This window comes from Pseudomonas sp. TE12508, from assembly GCF_056279485.1.
The window spans coordinates 107,735-123,133 of the sequence record NZ_JBWCCN010000014.1; the positions used below are offsets into that span (position 1 = coordinate 107,735).

The following is a 15,399-nucleotide window of genomic DNA, read 5'->3' on the forward strand; positions in this document are numbered from 1 at the left end:
TGCCCATGCCCGATTTCGACTGGAACATCCCTCTGCCCCTGCACTTCGGTCAAGCCGAAACCCCGCAGATGAGTCTGACCAGAGCCTTGCTGGACGATCCTCAGCGTCCGGGTTTCGAAGCCTTTATCCAGCAGCGTTTTCGAAAGGCCCACGGCGCCGACATCCGCCAGTTCATGCCGCAGCTGTTCGGCATGAGTGATGCGTCAGGCACGCTGTGTGCGGTGGCTGGCGTACGACTGGCCGGTGCCGAACCCTTGTTTCTGGAGCGTTATCTGGACGAGGCGATTGATCCGCTGATCAGCGACGCTGCCGGTCAACCCGTGGACCGGGCCGGTATTGTCGAGGTCGGTAACCTCGCCGCCAGCGATACCGGCAGTGCGCGCCTGAGCATCATCGCCATCACCTACCTGTTGGCCATGGGCGGGCTGGAATGGGTGGCGTTCACCGGCAACATCGGTCTGGTGAACAGTTTTCATCGCCTGGGCTTGAAGCCGGTGACGCTCTGCGCCGCCGATCCTGCGCGGCTGGGCGACGACCGCCACCTCTGGGGCAGTTATTACGAGAGTCAGCCATGGGTGCATGTCGGCAACATCCGCGCCGGTTTCATCCATTTGCGCAATATCGGTCTGTTCAATCGCCTGGGGTTGCCGACGTCCCTTGAGGAGTCCAGCCATGTCGCCTGAAATGGAGCGGTTCAAGCAGACCCTGCGCAGTCATGCCGAGCGCAAGACCAACGCCATCGCCTTGTGGGGCGATCAGTTGAAACTGGACTACGCCACGCTGTACGCCGAGATCATGTATCGCCAACAGCGTCTGCGCGATGAGCACGTCAAAGTGGTCGCGCTGGCCCTGGACAACGGCACCGAGGCGATGCTCTGGGACCTGGCCGTCCTGTTCGAAGGCCTGACCTGCCTGACGTTGCCGCCCTTCTTCAGCCCGGCACAACGCAGTCATTGCCTGCAACAGAGCCAGGCGACACTGGTGATTGCCGAACCGGAACTGGAAGCCGAACTGCAGGCGGCCGGCTACGAGAAGACCGGCGAATTCTGGCGTCGCCCCTTCAGCGGCCCGAACCTGATACCCGAAGGCACCGCCAAACTGACCTTTACCTCAGGCACCACCGGCACGCCCAAAGGCGTGTGCCTGAGCGCCGAGAGCCTTTTGCGGGTGGCCCGTGAGCTGGATCAGGCAAGCAAACCCACCGATCCACGGCATCACCTGGCGCTGCTGCCCCTGGCGATTCTGCTGGAAAACCTCGGCTGTTACGCCGCGCTGTATGCCGGCGCGACCTTGAGCGTACCGAGCCAGAAAACCCTGGGCATTCAAGGTGCCAGCGGTGTCGATGTGCCGCGGCTGTTGGGTTGTCTGGCCGCCCGAAAACCGGAAAGTCTGATCCTGGTGCCGCAGTTGCTGCTGATGCTGGTCAGCGCCGCCGAGCAAAAAGCGTTCAACCCTCAGTCGTTGCGTTTTGCCGCCGCGGGCGGTGCGCGGGTTTCCGAAGAATTATTGCATCGCGCCCAGCGCATCGGCATTTCGGTCTACGAGGGTTACGGGTTGTCGGAGTGTTCCTCGGTGGTGTGCCTCAACCGCCCGGGCGCGCGCCGCCCTGGTAGCGTTGGCCGGCCCCTGCCCCATGTCGAGATTCGCCTGGCCGATGATGGTGAAGTGCTGGTCAAGGGCTCGACCCTGCTCGGCTACTTGGGGCAAGCGCCCTTCGGCGATGATTGGTGGCCGACCGGCGATCTCGGCGAGTTCGACCCGGAAGGTTTTCTCTACCTCAACGGGCGCAAGAAACATCAGTTCGTCACCAGTTTCGGCCGCAACGTCAATCCGGAATGGGTCGAGGCCGAACTCACTCAGCGTCGCCACATCGCTCAGGCGTTCGTCTACGGCGAAGCGATGCCGAGCAACCACGCCCTGCTCTGGCCCCATCGGTCGGACTGCACCGATGAAGAGCTGGCCGCCGCCGTGGCCCAGGCCAACGAGGCCTTGCCCGATTACGCCCAGGTTCATCACTGGACCCGTCTCGATCAACCGTTCACCGCCGCCAATGGCTTGCTGACGGCCAATGGCCGACCGCGCCGCGACGCCATCGTCGAGCATTACCGGGCGCAGCTCACTGACTTCATTTTTTCCGAGGAATCCGCATCATGAGTTTTTTCGACACCCTGCAAGAAGCCACCCGGCAGGAACGCCACGAGTTGTTCAACCTGCCGATCATCCGCGATGCCCTTGAGGGTAAGGTCAGCCTGGAGAGCTACCGCGCCTTCCTCGCCCAGGCCTACTACCACGTGCGCCATACCGTGCCGTTGATGATGGCATGCGGCGCACGTCTGCCGCAGCGGCTGGAATGGCTACGCAAAGCGGTGTGCGAGTACATCGACGAGGAGTACGGCCACGAACAGTGGGTACTCGACGACATCGCGGCCTGTGGCGGTGACAAAGAGGCGGTGCGTGACGGTCGTCCATCGCTGCCGATCGAGTTGATGGTCAGCTTCCTCTACGACCTGATTGCCCGGGACAACCCGGTGGGCCTGTTCGGCATGGTCAACGTGCTGGAAGGCACCAGCATTGCCCTGGCCACCCACGCGGCCGGCAGCATCCGCGAGCGCCTGGCGCTGCCGGAAACCGCCTTCAGCTACCTGAGTTCCCACGGTTCGCTGGATATCGAACACATGCAGACCTACCGCCGGCTGATGAACACACTCCAAGACCCGGCGGATCAAGCCGCGGTGATTCATGCATCGAAGGTCGTTTACACGCTCTATACCGACATGTTCCGCGGCCTGCCCCGCGATGGGGAGAACCTGCATGCAGCTGCATGAAGCCCGTGTGGTTTTGACCGGAGCCAGCGGCGGTATCGGCCTGGCCATCGCCAGCGCCCTGTGTGCCAGTGGCGCGCGGGTATTGGCCGTGTCCCGGCACCGGGAGGCGCTGGAGCCCTTGCTCGAACGCTACCCGCTGCACCTGTGTTGGGTCGACGCTGACCTGACCGTCCCCGGCGACCGACGCAAAGTGCTGGCTGCGGGCGAAGCCATCGGTGGCATCAACCTGCTGGTCAACGCCGCCGGGGTCAACCACTTCGCCATGCTCGAACAGCTCGATGACAGCGAGATCAATGCGATGCTGGCGGTGAACATCAATGCGCCGATCTGCCTGACCAAGCTTTTGCTGCCGCTGCTCAAGCAAGCCGAGAGCGCCATGGTGGTGAACGTCGGCTCGACCTACGGCTCCATCGGCTACCCCGGTTACGCCAGCTATTGCGCCACCAAGTTTGCCCTGCGCGGGTTCTCCGAAGCCCTGCGCCGGGAGCTGGCCGACACCCGGATCAGCGTGCTTTACGTTGCCCCTCGGGCGACCCACACCAGCATGAACAGCCCGGCGGCCCAGGCGCTGAACGATGCGCTCAAAGCCAATGTCGACGATCCGCAAACTGTCGCTTCGGCGGTCATCCACGCGATTGCCGGTGACCGGCGCGATGTGTACCTGGGCTGGCCGGAACGCTTTTTCGTCCGCCTGAACAGTCTGTTGCCGCATCTGGTGGACCGTGGCTTGCGCAAGCAGTTGCCGCTGATCCGTCGCCTCAGTCAGAAGCCCGATAACGAGAGTCTCAAACCATGAAAAAAATCGTCACTTGCCTGCTGTTCGGGGTGTTGAGCCAAAGCGTCTGGGCGCTGGACGCCGCCGATCAGCAGCGCCTCAATGGCATTCAGCAAAGCTGGGCGCACATTCAATACGAATTGCCCGCCGAACAGCGCACCGTGGCCTTCGAAAAACTCGCGACCCAGGCTTCGGCGTTCACCCAGGAACGCCAATCCCTGGCCGAAGCGTGGATCTGGTCCGGCATTGTCACCAGCAGTTGGGCCGGAGCCCAGGGTGGCCTCGGCGCCTTGAGCAAGGTCAAGGCCGCCAAAGTTGACCTGGAAAAAGCCCTCGCTATTGATCCCAAGGCCTTGCAAGGCTCGGCCTACACCAGCCTTGCGGCGTTGTATGATCGCGTGCCCGGCTGGCCCCTCGGTTTCGGCGATGCCGACAAGGCCGAACAACTGTTAAAGCAGGCCTTGCAGCTGAACCCGGCCGGCATCGACAGTCTGTACTTCTGGGGCGATCACCTTTACCGTCAAAAGCGCTATGGTGAAGCCAAGGACGCACTGCAAAAAGCCCTGCAAGCAACGCCCCGCCCTGGCCGGGAAAGCGCCGATGCCGGGCGCCGCAAAGAGATCGAAGCGTTACTGGTGGACGTGAACAAAAAACTCAACTGACAGGAGTCCGCGTGCGTTTATTACTGATCGAGGATGACGTGGCCCTCGGCGAGGGCATTCATCAGGCCTTGGGCCGTGAGGGTTACACCGTCGACTGGCTGCAAGACGGCAGCAGTGCCTTGCATTCGCTGCTCAGCGAGACGTTTGACCTGGCCGTGCTCGATCTCGGCCTGCCGCGCATGGACGGTTTGCAAGTGCTGCGTCGCCTGCGTGAAAGCGGCTCCAACCTGCCGGTACTGATCCTCACCGCCCGGGATGCCACCGAAGACCGCATCGCCGGGCTGGATGCCGGGGCCGACGATTACCTGATCAAGCCCTTCGACCTGGCCGAACTCAAGGCTCGCCTGCGGGCCTTGTTGCGACGCAGCGCCGGTCGCGCCCAAGTGCTGATCGAACACGCCGGCATCAGCCTGAACCCCGGTACCCAGCAAGTCAGCTATCAAGGCGAACCGGTGGCGCTGACGCCCAAGGAGTATCAACTGCTCCACGAATTGCTTTCGCCTCCGGGCCGGGTCATGACCCGCGATCACCTGATGCAACTGCTTTACGGCTGGAACGAAGAAGCCGAAAGCAACACCCTGGAAGTGCATATCCATCACCTGCGCAAGAAGTTTTCCACCGACCTGATCCGCACCATTCGCGGTGTCGGGTACCTGGTGGAGGAGCGTCGATGACTTCGATCCGGCGTCGCACCCTGACGCTGATCATCGGCCTGATGCTGACGGGCCTGGCGATCATCAGCGTGCTCAACCTGCACGACAGCAATCACGAAATTGCCGAAGTCTACGACGCCCAACTGGCCCAGAACGCCCGGCTGTTGCAGGGTGTGATGCGCATGCCGCTGGCCAGCAATGAACACGCCGAACTGTATCAAGCGTTCAACAAGGCCTTGAGTGAAGCGGTGCCGAGAGTCGATGGTCATCCCTATGAAAGCAAAATTGCCTTTCAGGTGTGGAATCGCAAGGGCGAAGTACTGGTGCACACCGCCAGTGCGCCCTCCTTCACGGCGCCGCCGACGAAATCCGGTTTCAGCGATGTGGTGGATCTGCACAACCGCCATTGGCGGGTGTTCATGCTCGAAGACAAACAGAATGATCTGCGCATCTGGGTCGGTGAACGGGACGACGTGCGTGCGGACCTGGTAGACCGGATCGTGCGTCATACCCTGTGGCCCAATGTATTGGGTAGCCTGATATTGGCGGCCATGGTCTGGCTGGCCATTGGCTGGGGGCTCAAACCCCTGGCCAATATGGCGCAAACGTTGCGGGCACGGCACAGTGGTTCTCTGGAGCCGTTGCAACTGACCCCGTTGCCCAGCGAACTGGAACCCATGCAGGCAGCGCTCAACCGCATGCTCGCGCAAATTCAAGAGGTGCTTGGCCGCGAACGGCGCTTCATCGCCGACGCCGCCCACGAATTACGCACGCCGCTGGCCGTGCTGCGGGTGCATGCGCAGAACCTGCAGGAAGCCGGCACGGAACAGGAGCGTCGTGAGTCCCTGGCGTTTCTGATTGCCGGGGTCGACCGCACCAGCCGCCTGGTCAATCAGTTGCTGACCATGGCCCGTCTCGAACCCAAAGCCGTGGCACCAGTGGAGCAAAGCATCGACCTGAGCGAAACGGTGCGCGCCAGTCTGGCCCAACTCACGCCCTGGTTATTGAGCAAGAACCTGGAGCTGGCCTTCGATGTCGCTGACCAGCCTTTTGAAGTGCTTGCCGACGCTGCCACCATCGACATCGCCCTGAACAATCTGGTCACCAACGCCGCGAATTTTTCGCCGGAGCATGGTGTTATCACTGTGCGATTGAGCCAGGAGGACGGGTTCTACAATTTGAGCGTCCAGGACCAGGGGCCGGGCATCGACGAAGCGGATCGCGCACGGTTGTTCGAACGTTTTTACAGCCGCGGAAATACCGGGGGCGCGGGGTTGGGACTGACCATCGTCAGCACCATTGCGACGCGGCTGGGTGGGCGGATTACGCTGGTCAATCCACCTGAAGGCGGGGTGCGGGCGACCCTGTCGATTCCTGATGGCCAGAACCACAACCCTGCGCAACGGACGTCCAATGGCTGAATGTCTGTGCGCCGAACGCAGGTTTGATCATGGTGAAACTCCTGATTGTTCATTAGGAGCTACCTGCATCACTTGCAGATGATAGGTGGCAGCTAAGTGCGGGTCTGCAAGGCCGGGAAACCAGGAACCCGGCAGATCCGAAGATCTCCCGCACAAAGCCGCCATTTCGCGGACATAAACGAGCGTCCTGTGGCAGGGCTATGCGACTGGTATTCCGACGGGCTTGCAGACCCGATCACTGATGAGCAGTGACGGAAATCAAGTTACCGAGCGAGCCCAAGGCGCACAAGCCGGCGGATTCTGTCTTACGCGTAGGCGGTGGCGCAAGGCGTTGTAGCCTTTGGATGGTAACTGCAAGCTTCATTTAAACGATCGTGATTTTTCTTGTTTAAATGGGCTGAGAGCGAGCTGTTGGTGGGTTGGGATGGGCCAGAGAATTGCAATCTGCGCCCTTCCCGCCTTACTCGAAAGCCTTCTCACTCACGTTTTAGCGCTCGCCAGATAATGCGCAACCAACGCATTGGCATGACCATGCCCCATACCGTGTTCAGCCTTCAGCCAAGCCACCATTTCCATATGTTTCTTGCCACTCACTGTTCCGAGCAGATCCAGCCAATGGTCGATTGGCTGGCCGTACTTTTTTTCAATTGAGGGGAAGTACGACGCCGGCCCTTTCACTTTTGTATCTTCGGTCATGCTGCAAGCTCCCTTGTTCGCGACAGAGTGTCGGTGGACGCTCCTTGTCTTCATCCCAAGAATTGAAGTCCAGGACGGCTGCGTAGTCCAGCGCAAACAAGCTCGCCGTTAATAAGCAATGATTAAAGTTATCGCGAAGCGCTCTAATGAACTGTCAGTTCTAACAGGTCACTTTCAGTTTGGCCGGGGCTAAGCTGCCCCCACTGGAATGAATTGAGGTGTTCATCATGTCCCGAAATCGTTACCTGTTGCCGCTGGGCGTTCTCTTGTTGGCAATGCTGCCGGTGTTCCGCGATGTTCAAGGCGGCCAGTGGATACCCTTACGATCCGAAGTGAACTTTCAATGCGACAACGGCGTCACGACGCGGGACTACAGCGTTTATGTTGTCGGTAAGAGTTAGGTGATTGGGATCCGACCAAAGCAGTAAGGCTCGCTCCTACTTCCTACTTCCTACCCTACATGGACCGGCAAGGTACTTTTCCCAGGCACGGACGACGGCAAAGATGTGGAATGGAAGTGTATCGTGCGCCACGAGACCATACCGACCGACGTGCAAAAGTGGCAGGACGATCCCAACAACATAGTGAAAGTGACTTTCACAATAACGAGTGTCGGCACGTTTTGAGGCGTGCGTGAACATATGGAAAAATGAATCTGACACTCTCCCAAGATCAAAAGATCGCGGCCTTCCGGTAGCTCCTACACCTCTCCCTTAGGAGCCGCAGAAGGCGGCGATTTTTTGATGTTTACTATCCCAGCAACAACCCCTGCTCGCGCTCACACAACTCCACCACGTAATCCCACAGCACCCGCAACCGCACCGACTTGTGCAGCTCGCGCCGCGTGCTGATCCAATAACTGCGCTGGATGCTTTCGTCCGGCAGCAACGGCACCAGCTCGGGATCGGCGCTGGCCATGTAACACGGCAACACGGCGATCCCCAGGCCCGAGCGGGCGGCCTGTTGCTGGGCGATGACGCTGGTGCTGTGAAAGACCACCTGGGGGTTGCGGCAGAAGCTGTTGAGGAACATCAGTTCCTGGCTGAACAGCAAGTCGTCGACGTAGCCGATCCACGCATGGCGACCGAGGTCTTCGCGGCTGCGCAGTGGTGGTGAACGGTCCAGATAGGCCTGGCTGGCGTAGAGCGCCAGGCGATAGTCGGTGAGTTTGCGGGTGACCAGCATGTCGGCGGCCGGGCGCTCCAGGTGGATGCTGATCTCGGCTTCACGGTTGAGAATGCTGACGAAGCGCGGCACCGCCACCAGTTCCACTTCCAGCCCTGGATAGCGTTCGAACAACCCGTTCATGCGGCTGGCGAGGAACATGATGCCCAGCCCTTCCGTCACCCCAACGCGGATCTTGCCCAGCGGCGCGGATGACTGGGTGATTTCTTCCTGAGCCAGCAGCGCGACATTTTCCATGGCTTCGGCGTGTTTGAGCAGCGCTTCGCCGGCCGGGGTCAGTTCGTAGCCCTGGGCATGCTGGACGAACAGCGCAGTGCCGAGGCTTTTTTCGATGGCTTCGATGTGCCGGGCCACGGTGGCGTGAGTGGTGTTCAAACGGCGAGCGGCCGTCAGCAAGCGGCCGCTGCGCTGCAATTCGAGAAAAAACCGCAGGTCATTCCAGTCGAACATGAACCATCCTTGACGTTATGCCGTTAATGACGCTGTTTAAAAACGCACAGCGGCTGCGCAAAAACTAACATTCTTTTAACGAAAGCTAACAACTAGGATGACCGACAACAAGAACAACAATACGAGGTCAGGGATGCAGACTTCCCTTGATGAATACGACTACATCGTGGTCGGCGCCGGGCCGGCCGGTTGTTTGCTGGCCAATCGACTGTCAGCCAACCCGCAGCATCGCGTGTTGCTGCTCGAAGCCGGCGGCCGCGATAACTACCCGTGGATTCACATCCCCGTGGGTTACCTGTTCTGCATCGGCAACCCGCGCACCGACTGGTGCTTCAAGACCGAAACGCAACCGGGCCTGCAAGGCCGCGCCCTGAGCTACCCGCGCGGCAAGGTGCTCGGCGGCTGTTCCTCAATCAACGGCATGATCTACATGCGTGGCCAGGCTGGCGATTACGACGGTTGGGCGGCCGAGGGTAATGCCGGCTGGGGCTGGCAAGACGTGCTGCCACTGTTCAAGCAAAGCGAAAACCATTTTGCCGGCGACTCGGAATTTCACGGCGCTGCCGGGCAATGGCGAGTCGAGCGGCAGCGGCTGTCGTGGCCGATCCTCGATGCGTTTCGCACGGCGGCCGAGCAAAGCGGCATCGCCAGCATCGATGACTTCAATCAGGGCGACAACGAAGGCTGCGGCTACTTCCAGGTCAACCAAAAGGCCGGAGTGCGCTGGAACGCGGCCAAGGCGTTTCTCAAACCGATCCGCCAGCGCGCCAATCTCACGGTGCTGACCGACGTCGAAGTGGACCGCGTGCTGCTGGAAAACGGCCGTGCTTCAGCGGTCAGCGCACGTTGGCAAGACCAGGCGAAAACCTTCAAGGCGCGCAAGGAAATCGTCCTGTGTGCCGGTGCCGTCGGTTCACCGGGCATTCTCCAGCGTTCCGGCATCGGCCCTCGCCCGCTGCTGCAAAAACTGGGCATCGGCGTTGCCCATGAACTGCCCGGGGTGGGCGGCAACCTGCAGGACCATCTGCAACTGCGGCTGATCTACAAACTTGAAAATGCCCGCACCCTGAACCAGATCGCCGGCACGCTGTGGGGCAAGATGGGCATGGGCCTGCGTTATCTGTATGACCGCAGCGGCCCGCTGTCCATGGCCCCGAGCCAACTTGGTGCCTTCGCCCGTTCGGGGCCGGAGCAGACCTCGGCGAACCTCGAATACCACGTGCAACCGTTGTCGCTGGAGCGTTTCGGCGAACCGTTGCACGCCTTCCCCGCCTTCACTGCATCGGTCTGCGATCTGCGCCCGCAAAGCCGCGGCCGAATCGACATTCGCTCTGCCGACCCACGGGAAGCGCCGCTGATTCAGCCCAACTACCTGAGCCATCCCGAAGACTTGCGAGTGGCAGCCGATGCCATCCGCCTGACCCGCCGCATTGTCTCCGCTCCCGCCTTGCAAGCGTTCAAACCGGTCGAGTATCTGCCCGGCGACAGCTTGCAGAGCGAAGAGCAATTACACGAAGCCGCCGCCCGGATAGGCACGACGATTTTCCACCCGGTGGGCACCTGCCGGATGGGCAACGATGCGCACGCGGTGGTCGACGCCGAGTTGCGCGTCCACGGCATCCCCGGCCTGCGCATCGCCGACGCCTCGATCATGCCGCGCATCACCTCGGGCAATACCTGTTCGCCGACGTTGATGATCGCTGAGAAAGCCGCGCAATTGATCCTCGAAACTACCGCCAACACCCCCACTGTGGGAGCGAGCCTGCTCGCGATAACGGTCTGACATCCAACATCTATGGTGACTGATACACCGCCATCGCGAGCAGGCTCGCTCCCACAGGGGATTGCACTCCAACAGGGATTGCAGCTGATTCGCGAGCATTGAGCATTACCCCAGCAAGGAACACGCAACACCAGTGGAACAACAAAAACAATCACTGTGAGGGATACCGATATGTCAGAACATGTTCAGCCCCTGGAAGCCGTCCGCAGCGCCGGCACCAGTCAGGAAACCCAGAAAGTCATCTTCGCTTCGTCCCTGGGGACGGTGTTCGAGTGGTACGACTTTTTCCTCTATGGCGCCCTCGCGGCGGTTATCAGCAAACAGTTCTTCGCCGGGGTCAACGACACCACGGCGTTCATCTTCGCGCTGATGGCCTTCGCCGCCGGCTTCATCGTGCGGCCATTCGGTGCGCTGGTGTTCGGACGCTTGGGGGACATGATCGGGCGTAAATACACGTTCCTGGCAACCATCGTCCTCATGGGGGTGGCGACGTTCTGCGTCGGCTTGCTACCGACCTACGCGAGCATCGGCATTGCCGCGCCGATCATCCTCGTGGTGCTGCGTATGCTTCAGGGTTTGGCACTGGGCGGTGAGTACGGCGGCGCTGCCACTTACGTCGCCGAACACGCACCGATGGGCAAACGCGGTTTCCACACCAGCTGGATTCAGTCCACCGCCACCCTCGGCTTGCTGCTGTCGCTGCTGGTGGTGCTCGGCTGCCGCTACTTCACCGGCGACCAGTTCGAAGTCTGGGGCTGGCGCATTCCGTTTCTGTTTTCGATCGTGCTGCTGGGCATCTCGACCTGGATTCGCCTGAGCCTGCATGAGTCGCCTGCGTTCGTGAAAATGAAAGAAGAAGGCAAGCTCTGCAAGTCGCCGCTGCGCGATTCTTTCGGCAAATGGGACAACCTCAAAGTGGTGCTGATTGCGCTGTTCAGCATCAACGCCGGGCAAGCGGTGACCTTCTACGCGGCGCAGTTCTATGTGCTGTTCTTCCTCACCCAGTTCCTGAAAATGGACCCGGCGCTGGCCAACAGTTTGCTGATCGTCAGCGTGATCATCGGCGCACCGTTCTTCATTTTTTTCGGCTGGCTGTCGGACAAGGTCGGGCGTAAACCGGTGCTGATGATCGGCCTGTTGCTGGCCACCGCGCTGTACTTCCCGATCTTCAAAACCTTGGCCCACTACGCCAACCCGGCCATCGACCTGGCCAGCCGCCAGGCCCCGATCACCGTGCTGGCTGACCCGGCCACCTGCACCTTCCAGTTCGACCCGGTGGGCAAGGCTAAATTTGATAGCCCGTGCGACAAGGTCAAAACCTTCCTGGTCAAACAGGGCCTGCCCTACAACAGCGAAGCGGCCCCGGCCGGCAGCGCCGTGCAGGTGAGCATCGGCGAGGTCAGAATCGATGGCTACGATGAAGCCGCCCTGCGCGGCGCAGTGACCCTGGCCGGGTATCCGTCACAAGCCGACACCCAGCTGATCAACAAACCGATGATCGTGGCGCTGATCGTCGCGCTGATCATCATCTCCGCCATGTGCTACGGCCCGCTGGCGGCGCTGATGGTTGAACTGTTCCCGACGCGCATCCGCTACACGTCCATGTCCCTGCCCTACCACATCGGCAACGGCTGGTTCGGTGGTTTCCTGCCGACGGTGTCGTTTGCCCTGGTGGTGTACACCGGGGATATTTTCTATGGGCTGTGGTACCCGGTGGTGATTACCGGGGTGAGCCTGGTGGTGGGGATGATCTGTTTGCGTGAGACGAAGGATGTTGATCTGGACAAGAACTGACGGTACGAACCTCTAGCGGAGGTTTCCTGTAAGAGCGGGCTTCCTGTGGCGAGGGAGCTTGCTCCCGCTCGGCTGCGAAGCAGTCGCAAGACGGCCACCATGCTCTATCTGAACTTCTGCGCGTTGACAGGTTTCGGGGCCGCTACGCGCCCCAGCGGGAGCAAGCTCCCTCGCCACAATGCTTTCTGCAAATCACGTATCGAGCACCTCAAACGTCACTTCTTCAGGATAAAACGCCACATACCCGCCAATCTGCGCAACCGACACCTTCGGATGCTCATAACTCCATACCGCATTGGCGCCTTCATGCCCGGGGATTTGCAGGCTGAAATAGCTGGCATCGCCCTTGTACGGGCAATAGCTGGTGTGGTCGGTGCGGGCGAAATATTGTTCGGCGATGTCCTCCCGCGGGATGTAGTACACCGGAGGATAATTGGCCTCATGCATGACCAGCGCCCGAGTGGATGACGCCACTTGAATGCCATGGAACTTCACCACCACGCAGCCGGGTTGAGGGCTGATGGCGATGGGATTACCGGGTCCGGGGGCTTTCATAGAGTAGGATCCTCTGTCGCTGCTGCGCTGTATCGCGATCCGACAGGTATACCTCATGTTTCGGTATCGCGACTGCTTCACAGCCGAACGGAGCATGCTTGGGCTACAGTGAGGCCCCAAAACAGCATGCCTCAACCTGGAGAGCAGCATGGACATTGCCAACATCCCCTTCGGCACCACCGACTGGTCGCAAATCGAACCCACCGAACACCCGGGTGAGACTGGCAGCGCCCTGTGGCGCACCCGGCAGTTCGGCGCGATTCGCGCGCGTATCGTCGAATACACGCCCGGGTATCTGGCCGATCACTGGTGCTCAAAGGGGCATGTGCTGTTTTGCCTGGAGGGAGAACTGCACACCGAACTGGAAGACGGTCGAGTCTTCGTTCTCACACCGGGCATGAGCTATCAAGTGGCGGACAATGCCGAAGCGCATCGTTCATCCACCGCCATTGGCGCCCGGTTGTTTGTGGTGGATTGACCGCTGTCATCAACCGCAACAGCTTAAGCTGTACATCCATACAGATAAAGATTGCTCCATCGCTCATCAGCCGCCATTCTGTGCACCTCTCGAACACTGATTGATGATGGTGGTTATGCAGCTGTACCTCTGTGAAAAACCCTCCCAGGCCAAAGACATCGCGGCCGTACTCGGCGCCAAGCGCCGGGGCGACGGCTGCTGGCTGGGAACGGGTGTCACGGTGACCTGGTGCATCGGCCATCTGCTGGAAACCGCACCGCCGGATGCCTATGACGCGCGTTACAAGCGTTGGGTGCTGGCGGATCTGCCGATCATTCCCGAAAAATGGAAGATGACCGTCAAACCGCGCACGGCCAGCCAGTACAAGGCGGTCAAACGCTTGCTCGGCGAGGCCAGTGAACTGGTGATTGCCACCGACGCCGACCGTGAGGGCGAGATGATCGCCCGGGAGCTGGTGGAACATTGCCGTTATCGCGGGCCGATCCGGCGGCTGTGGCTGTCGGCGCTGGACGATGCATCGATCCGCAAGGCACTGGCGGCGCTCAAGCCAGGGGCCGAGACGTTCAGCCTTTATCATTCGGCATTGGGGCGCTCCCGGGCCGACTGGCTGATCGGGATGAACATGAGTCGGCTGTTCACCCTGCTGGGGCGTCAGTCCGGCTATCAGGGTGTGTTGCCGGTCGGTCGGGTGCAGACGCCGACCTTGCGCCTGGTGGTGGATCGCGATCGCAGCATTGCCGATTTCGTCCCGGTCGCTTATTGGGCGATCGATGTGCAACTGCTGCACGACGGCACCGCGTTCACCGCCCAATGGCGCGCGGCCTCCGACGCTTGCGATGATCAGGATCGCTGCCTGAATCAGGCCTTGGCGCAACAGGCAGCCTACGCAATGGGCAACGCAGCAAGCGCTCGGGTGATCAAACTGCGCACCGAACGCATGCGCGAAGTCGCGCCTTTGCCGTTCGACCTGGGCACGTTGCAGGAAGTCTGCTCGAAGAAACTCGGGCTCGGCGCCCAGGAAACCCTCGACATCGCCCAGGCGCTGTACGAAACCCACAAAGTCATTACCTACCCGCGCAGCGACTGCGGCTACCTGCCGCTGAGTCAGCACGGTGAAGCCCCAAGTATTCTTGCTGCGCTGCGGCTGGCCGACCCGGCCCTGAACGCCTTGCACGATCACCTGGAGCCCCAGCGTCGCTCACGGGCCTGGAACGATGCCAAGGTCAGCGCTCACCACGGCATCATTCCCACTGCAGCGGCGAAAAATCTCGAGCGACTGGCAGGCAAACAACGGGCGGTCTACACCCTGATTCGTGCTCGTTACCTGGCGCAGTTCCTGCCCAACCATGAATACGACCGGACCCAGGCCGACTTCGACTGCGCCGGTGAAGCCTTGCGCGCGGTGGGCAAGCAGATTGTCGAGCCTGGCTGGAAACGCGCCCTGCCCGAGGCCCTCGCACCCGCCAAGGGCCGCGAAGCACCGGCACCACAAACACTGCCGGCACTGGCCGAAGGGCGTGACTGCGCGGTGGCCGATGTAAAGCTCAAGGACCTCTGGACCCAGCCGCCCAAACCGTTCACCGAAGGCGATCTGATCAAGGCGATGAAGAACGTCGCCAAACTGGTGGAAGATCCACTGCTCAAGCAAAAGCTCAAGGACACCACCGGCATCGGCACCGAAGCCACACGCGCCTCGATCATTCAGGGTCTGTTGGACCGCGGCTACCTGATCAAGAACGGCAAGGCCCTGGCGGCGACACCGGCAGCGTTCAGCCTGATCGATGCCGTGCCGCGCGCGATTGCCGATCCCGGCACCACGGCGATTTGGGAACAGGCCCTGGACATGGTGCAGAGCGGTGAAATGAGCCTGGAAGAATTCGTCACCAAACAGGCGGCGTGGATGAGCAAGCAGGTGGCACGTTGCGCCGGCCTGAACCTGACCATCAGCGGGCCGGCAAGCCCCGCCGGACGTGGCGCCACACCGTGGAAAAACAAACGCAAACCGGCCAAACGCAAGTCTTCGACCGGTGCCAAACGCGCAGCGAAACCGGGTTGACGCAAAGGCTCAGGGCGTGAAGAGGACATACACTGGCATCAGGCATCAGCCCCTGCTTTCTGAAAG

The 15,399-nt window shown here is 61.0% G+C and carries 15 protein-coding genes and 1 pseudogene; 13 read left to right on the forward strand and 3 right to left on the reverse strand.

The window, feature by feature from the left end; translation table 11 throughout:
• The first annotated feature begins 5 nt into the window (after window positions 1-5).
• Genes ACZ9IM_RS19770 through ACZ9IM_RS19800 form a run of 7 tightly spaced genes read left to right on the forward strand, consistent with a single transcriptional unit; the run spans window position 6 to window position 6,336 of the window.
• A complete protein-coding gene (locus ACZ9IM_RS19770) occupies window positions 6-683 on the forward strand; it encodes a thermostable hemolysin (protein ID WP_476224768.1) in 678 nt (225 codons plus the stop codon).
• Complete coding sequence (locus tag ACZ9IM_RS19775) at window positions 673-2,154, forward strand: AMP-binding protein (protein WP_476224769.1); 1,482 nt, start codon at window positions 673-675, stop codon at window positions 2,152-2,154. Before ACZ9IM_RS19770 ends, ACZ9IM_RS19775 begins: the two co-directional genes overlap by 11 nt.
• The gene (locus ACZ9IM_RS19780; protein WP_427623566.1) at window positions 2,151-2,825 is read left to right on the forward strand and encodes a TenA family transcriptional regulator; all 675 of its coding nucleotides are present in this window, start codon (window positions 2,151-2,153) and stop codon (window positions 2,823-2,825) included. Before ACZ9IM_RS19775 ends, ACZ9IM_RS19780 begins: the two co-directional genes overlap by 4 nt.
• On the forward strand, window positions 2,812-3,621 hold the full coding sequence (locus ACZ9IM_RS19785) for an SDR family oxidoreductase (RefSeq protein ID WP_476224770.1): 810 nt from the start codon (window positions 2,812-2,814) through the stop codon (window positions 3,619-3,621). Before ACZ9IM_RS19780 ends, ACZ9IM_RS19785 begins: the two co-directional genes overlap by 14 nt.
• Window positions 3,618-4,262: a tetratricopeptide repeat protein gene (locus ACZ9IM_RS19790; RefSeq protein ID WP_476224771.1), complete on the forward strand. Its 645-nt coding sequence runs from the start codon at window positions 3,618-3,620 to the stop codon at window positions 4,260-4,262. The genes ACZ9IM_RS19785 and ACZ9IM_RS19790 overlap by 4 nt, the downstream gene beginning before the upstream one ends.
• Window positions 4,263-4,273: 11 nt before the next feature.
• Complete coding sequence (locus ACZ9IM_RS19795) at window positions 4,274-4,936, forward strand: response regulator (protein ID WP_052963507.1); 663 nt, start codon at window positions 4,274-4,276, stop codon at window positions 4,934-4,936.
• Entirely contained in the window at window positions 4,933-6,336 is a 1,404-nt protein-coding gene (locus ACZ9IM_RS19800; protein WP_476224772.1) for an ATP-binding protein, read from the forward strand. The genes ACZ9IM_RS19795 and ACZ9IM_RS19800 overlap by 4 nt, the downstream gene beginning before the upstream one ends.
• 480 nt (window positions 6,337-6,816) lie before the next feature.
• Here ACZ9IM_RS19800 and ACZ9IM_RS19805 read toward each other — a convergent pair whose 3' ends face one another.
• Window positions 6,817-7,032, reverse strand: a complete 216-nt coding sequence (locus ACZ9IM_RS19805; RefSeq protein ID WP_476224773.1) for a DUF4287 domain-containing protein — start codon at window positions 7,030-7,032, stop codon at window positions 6,817-6,819.
• 227 nt (window positions 7,033-7,259) lie between these two features.
• Here ACZ9IM_RS19805 and ACZ9IM_RS19810 point away from each other — a divergent pair, with 227 nt between their 5' ends.
• A complete protein-coding gene (locus tag ACZ9IM_RS19810; protein WP_476224774.1) occupies window positions 7,260-7,433 on the forward strand; it encodes a hypothetical protein in 174 nt (57 codons plus the stop codon).
• Between the two features lie 57 nt (window positions 7,434-7,490).
• Window positions 7,491-7,658: pseudogene (locus ACZ9IM_RS19815) on the forward strand (CBM20 domain-containing protein); the annotation flags it as partial.
• A 124-nt stretch (window positions 7,659-7,782) separates the two neighbouring features.
• Here the strand turns inward: ACZ9IM_RS19815 and ACZ9IM_RS19820 are convergent.
• Window positions 7,783-8,667: a LysR family transcriptional regulator gene (locus ACZ9IM_RS19820; RefSeq protein ID WP_007940101.1), complete on the reverse strand. Its 885-nt coding sequence runs from the start codon at window positions 8,665-8,667 to the stop codon at window positions 7,783-7,785.
• Window positions 8,668-8,800: 133 nt separating this feature from the next.
• On the opposite strand from ACZ9IM_RS19820, the gene ACZ9IM_RS19825 reads away from it, so the two are divergent.
• Both ACZ9IM_RS19825 and ACZ9IM_RS19830 read left to right on the forward strand, forming a co-directional pair.
• Window positions 8,801-10,450: a GMC family oxidoreductase gene (locus tag ACZ9IM_RS19825; protein ID WP_476224775.1), complete on the forward strand. Its 1,650-nt coding sequence runs from the start codon at window positions 8,801-8,803 to the stop codon at window positions 10,448-10,450.
• A 171-nt stretch (window positions 10,451-10,621) separates the two neighbouring features.
• Window positions 10,622-12,244, forward strand: a complete 1,623-nt coding sequence (locus tag ACZ9IM_RS19830; protein WP_476224776.1) for an MFS transporter — start codon at window positions 10,622-10,624, stop codon at window positions 12,242-12,244.
• 192 nt (window positions 12,245-12,436) lie between these two features.
• Here the strand turns inward: ACZ9IM_RS19830 and ACZ9IM_RS19835 are convergent, their stop codons facing one another.
• On the reverse strand, window positions 12,437-12,799 hold the full coding sequence (locus ACZ9IM_RS19835) for a DUF427 domain-containing protein (RefSeq protein WP_007907061.1): 363 nt from the start codon (window positions 12,797-12,799) through the stop codon (window positions 12,437-12,439).
• Window positions 12,800-12,947: 148 nt separating this feature from the next.
• Between ACZ9IM_RS19835 and ACZ9IM_RS19840 the strand changes: the two genes are divergently transcribed.
• Window positions 12,948-13,277: a DHCW motif cupin fold protein gene (locus ACZ9IM_RS19840; RefSeq protein WP_007907062.1), complete on the forward strand. Its 330-nt coding sequence runs from the start codon at window positions 12,948-12,950 to the stop codon at window positions 13,275-13,277.
• 115 nt (window positions 13,278-13,392) lie between these two features.
• A complete protein-coding gene (locus ACZ9IM_RS19845; RefSeq protein WP_476224777.1) occupies window positions 13,393-15,333 on the forward strand; it encodes a DNA topoisomerase III in 1,941 nt (646 codons plus the stop codon).
• Window positions 15,334-15,399 lie beyond the last annotated feature (66 nt).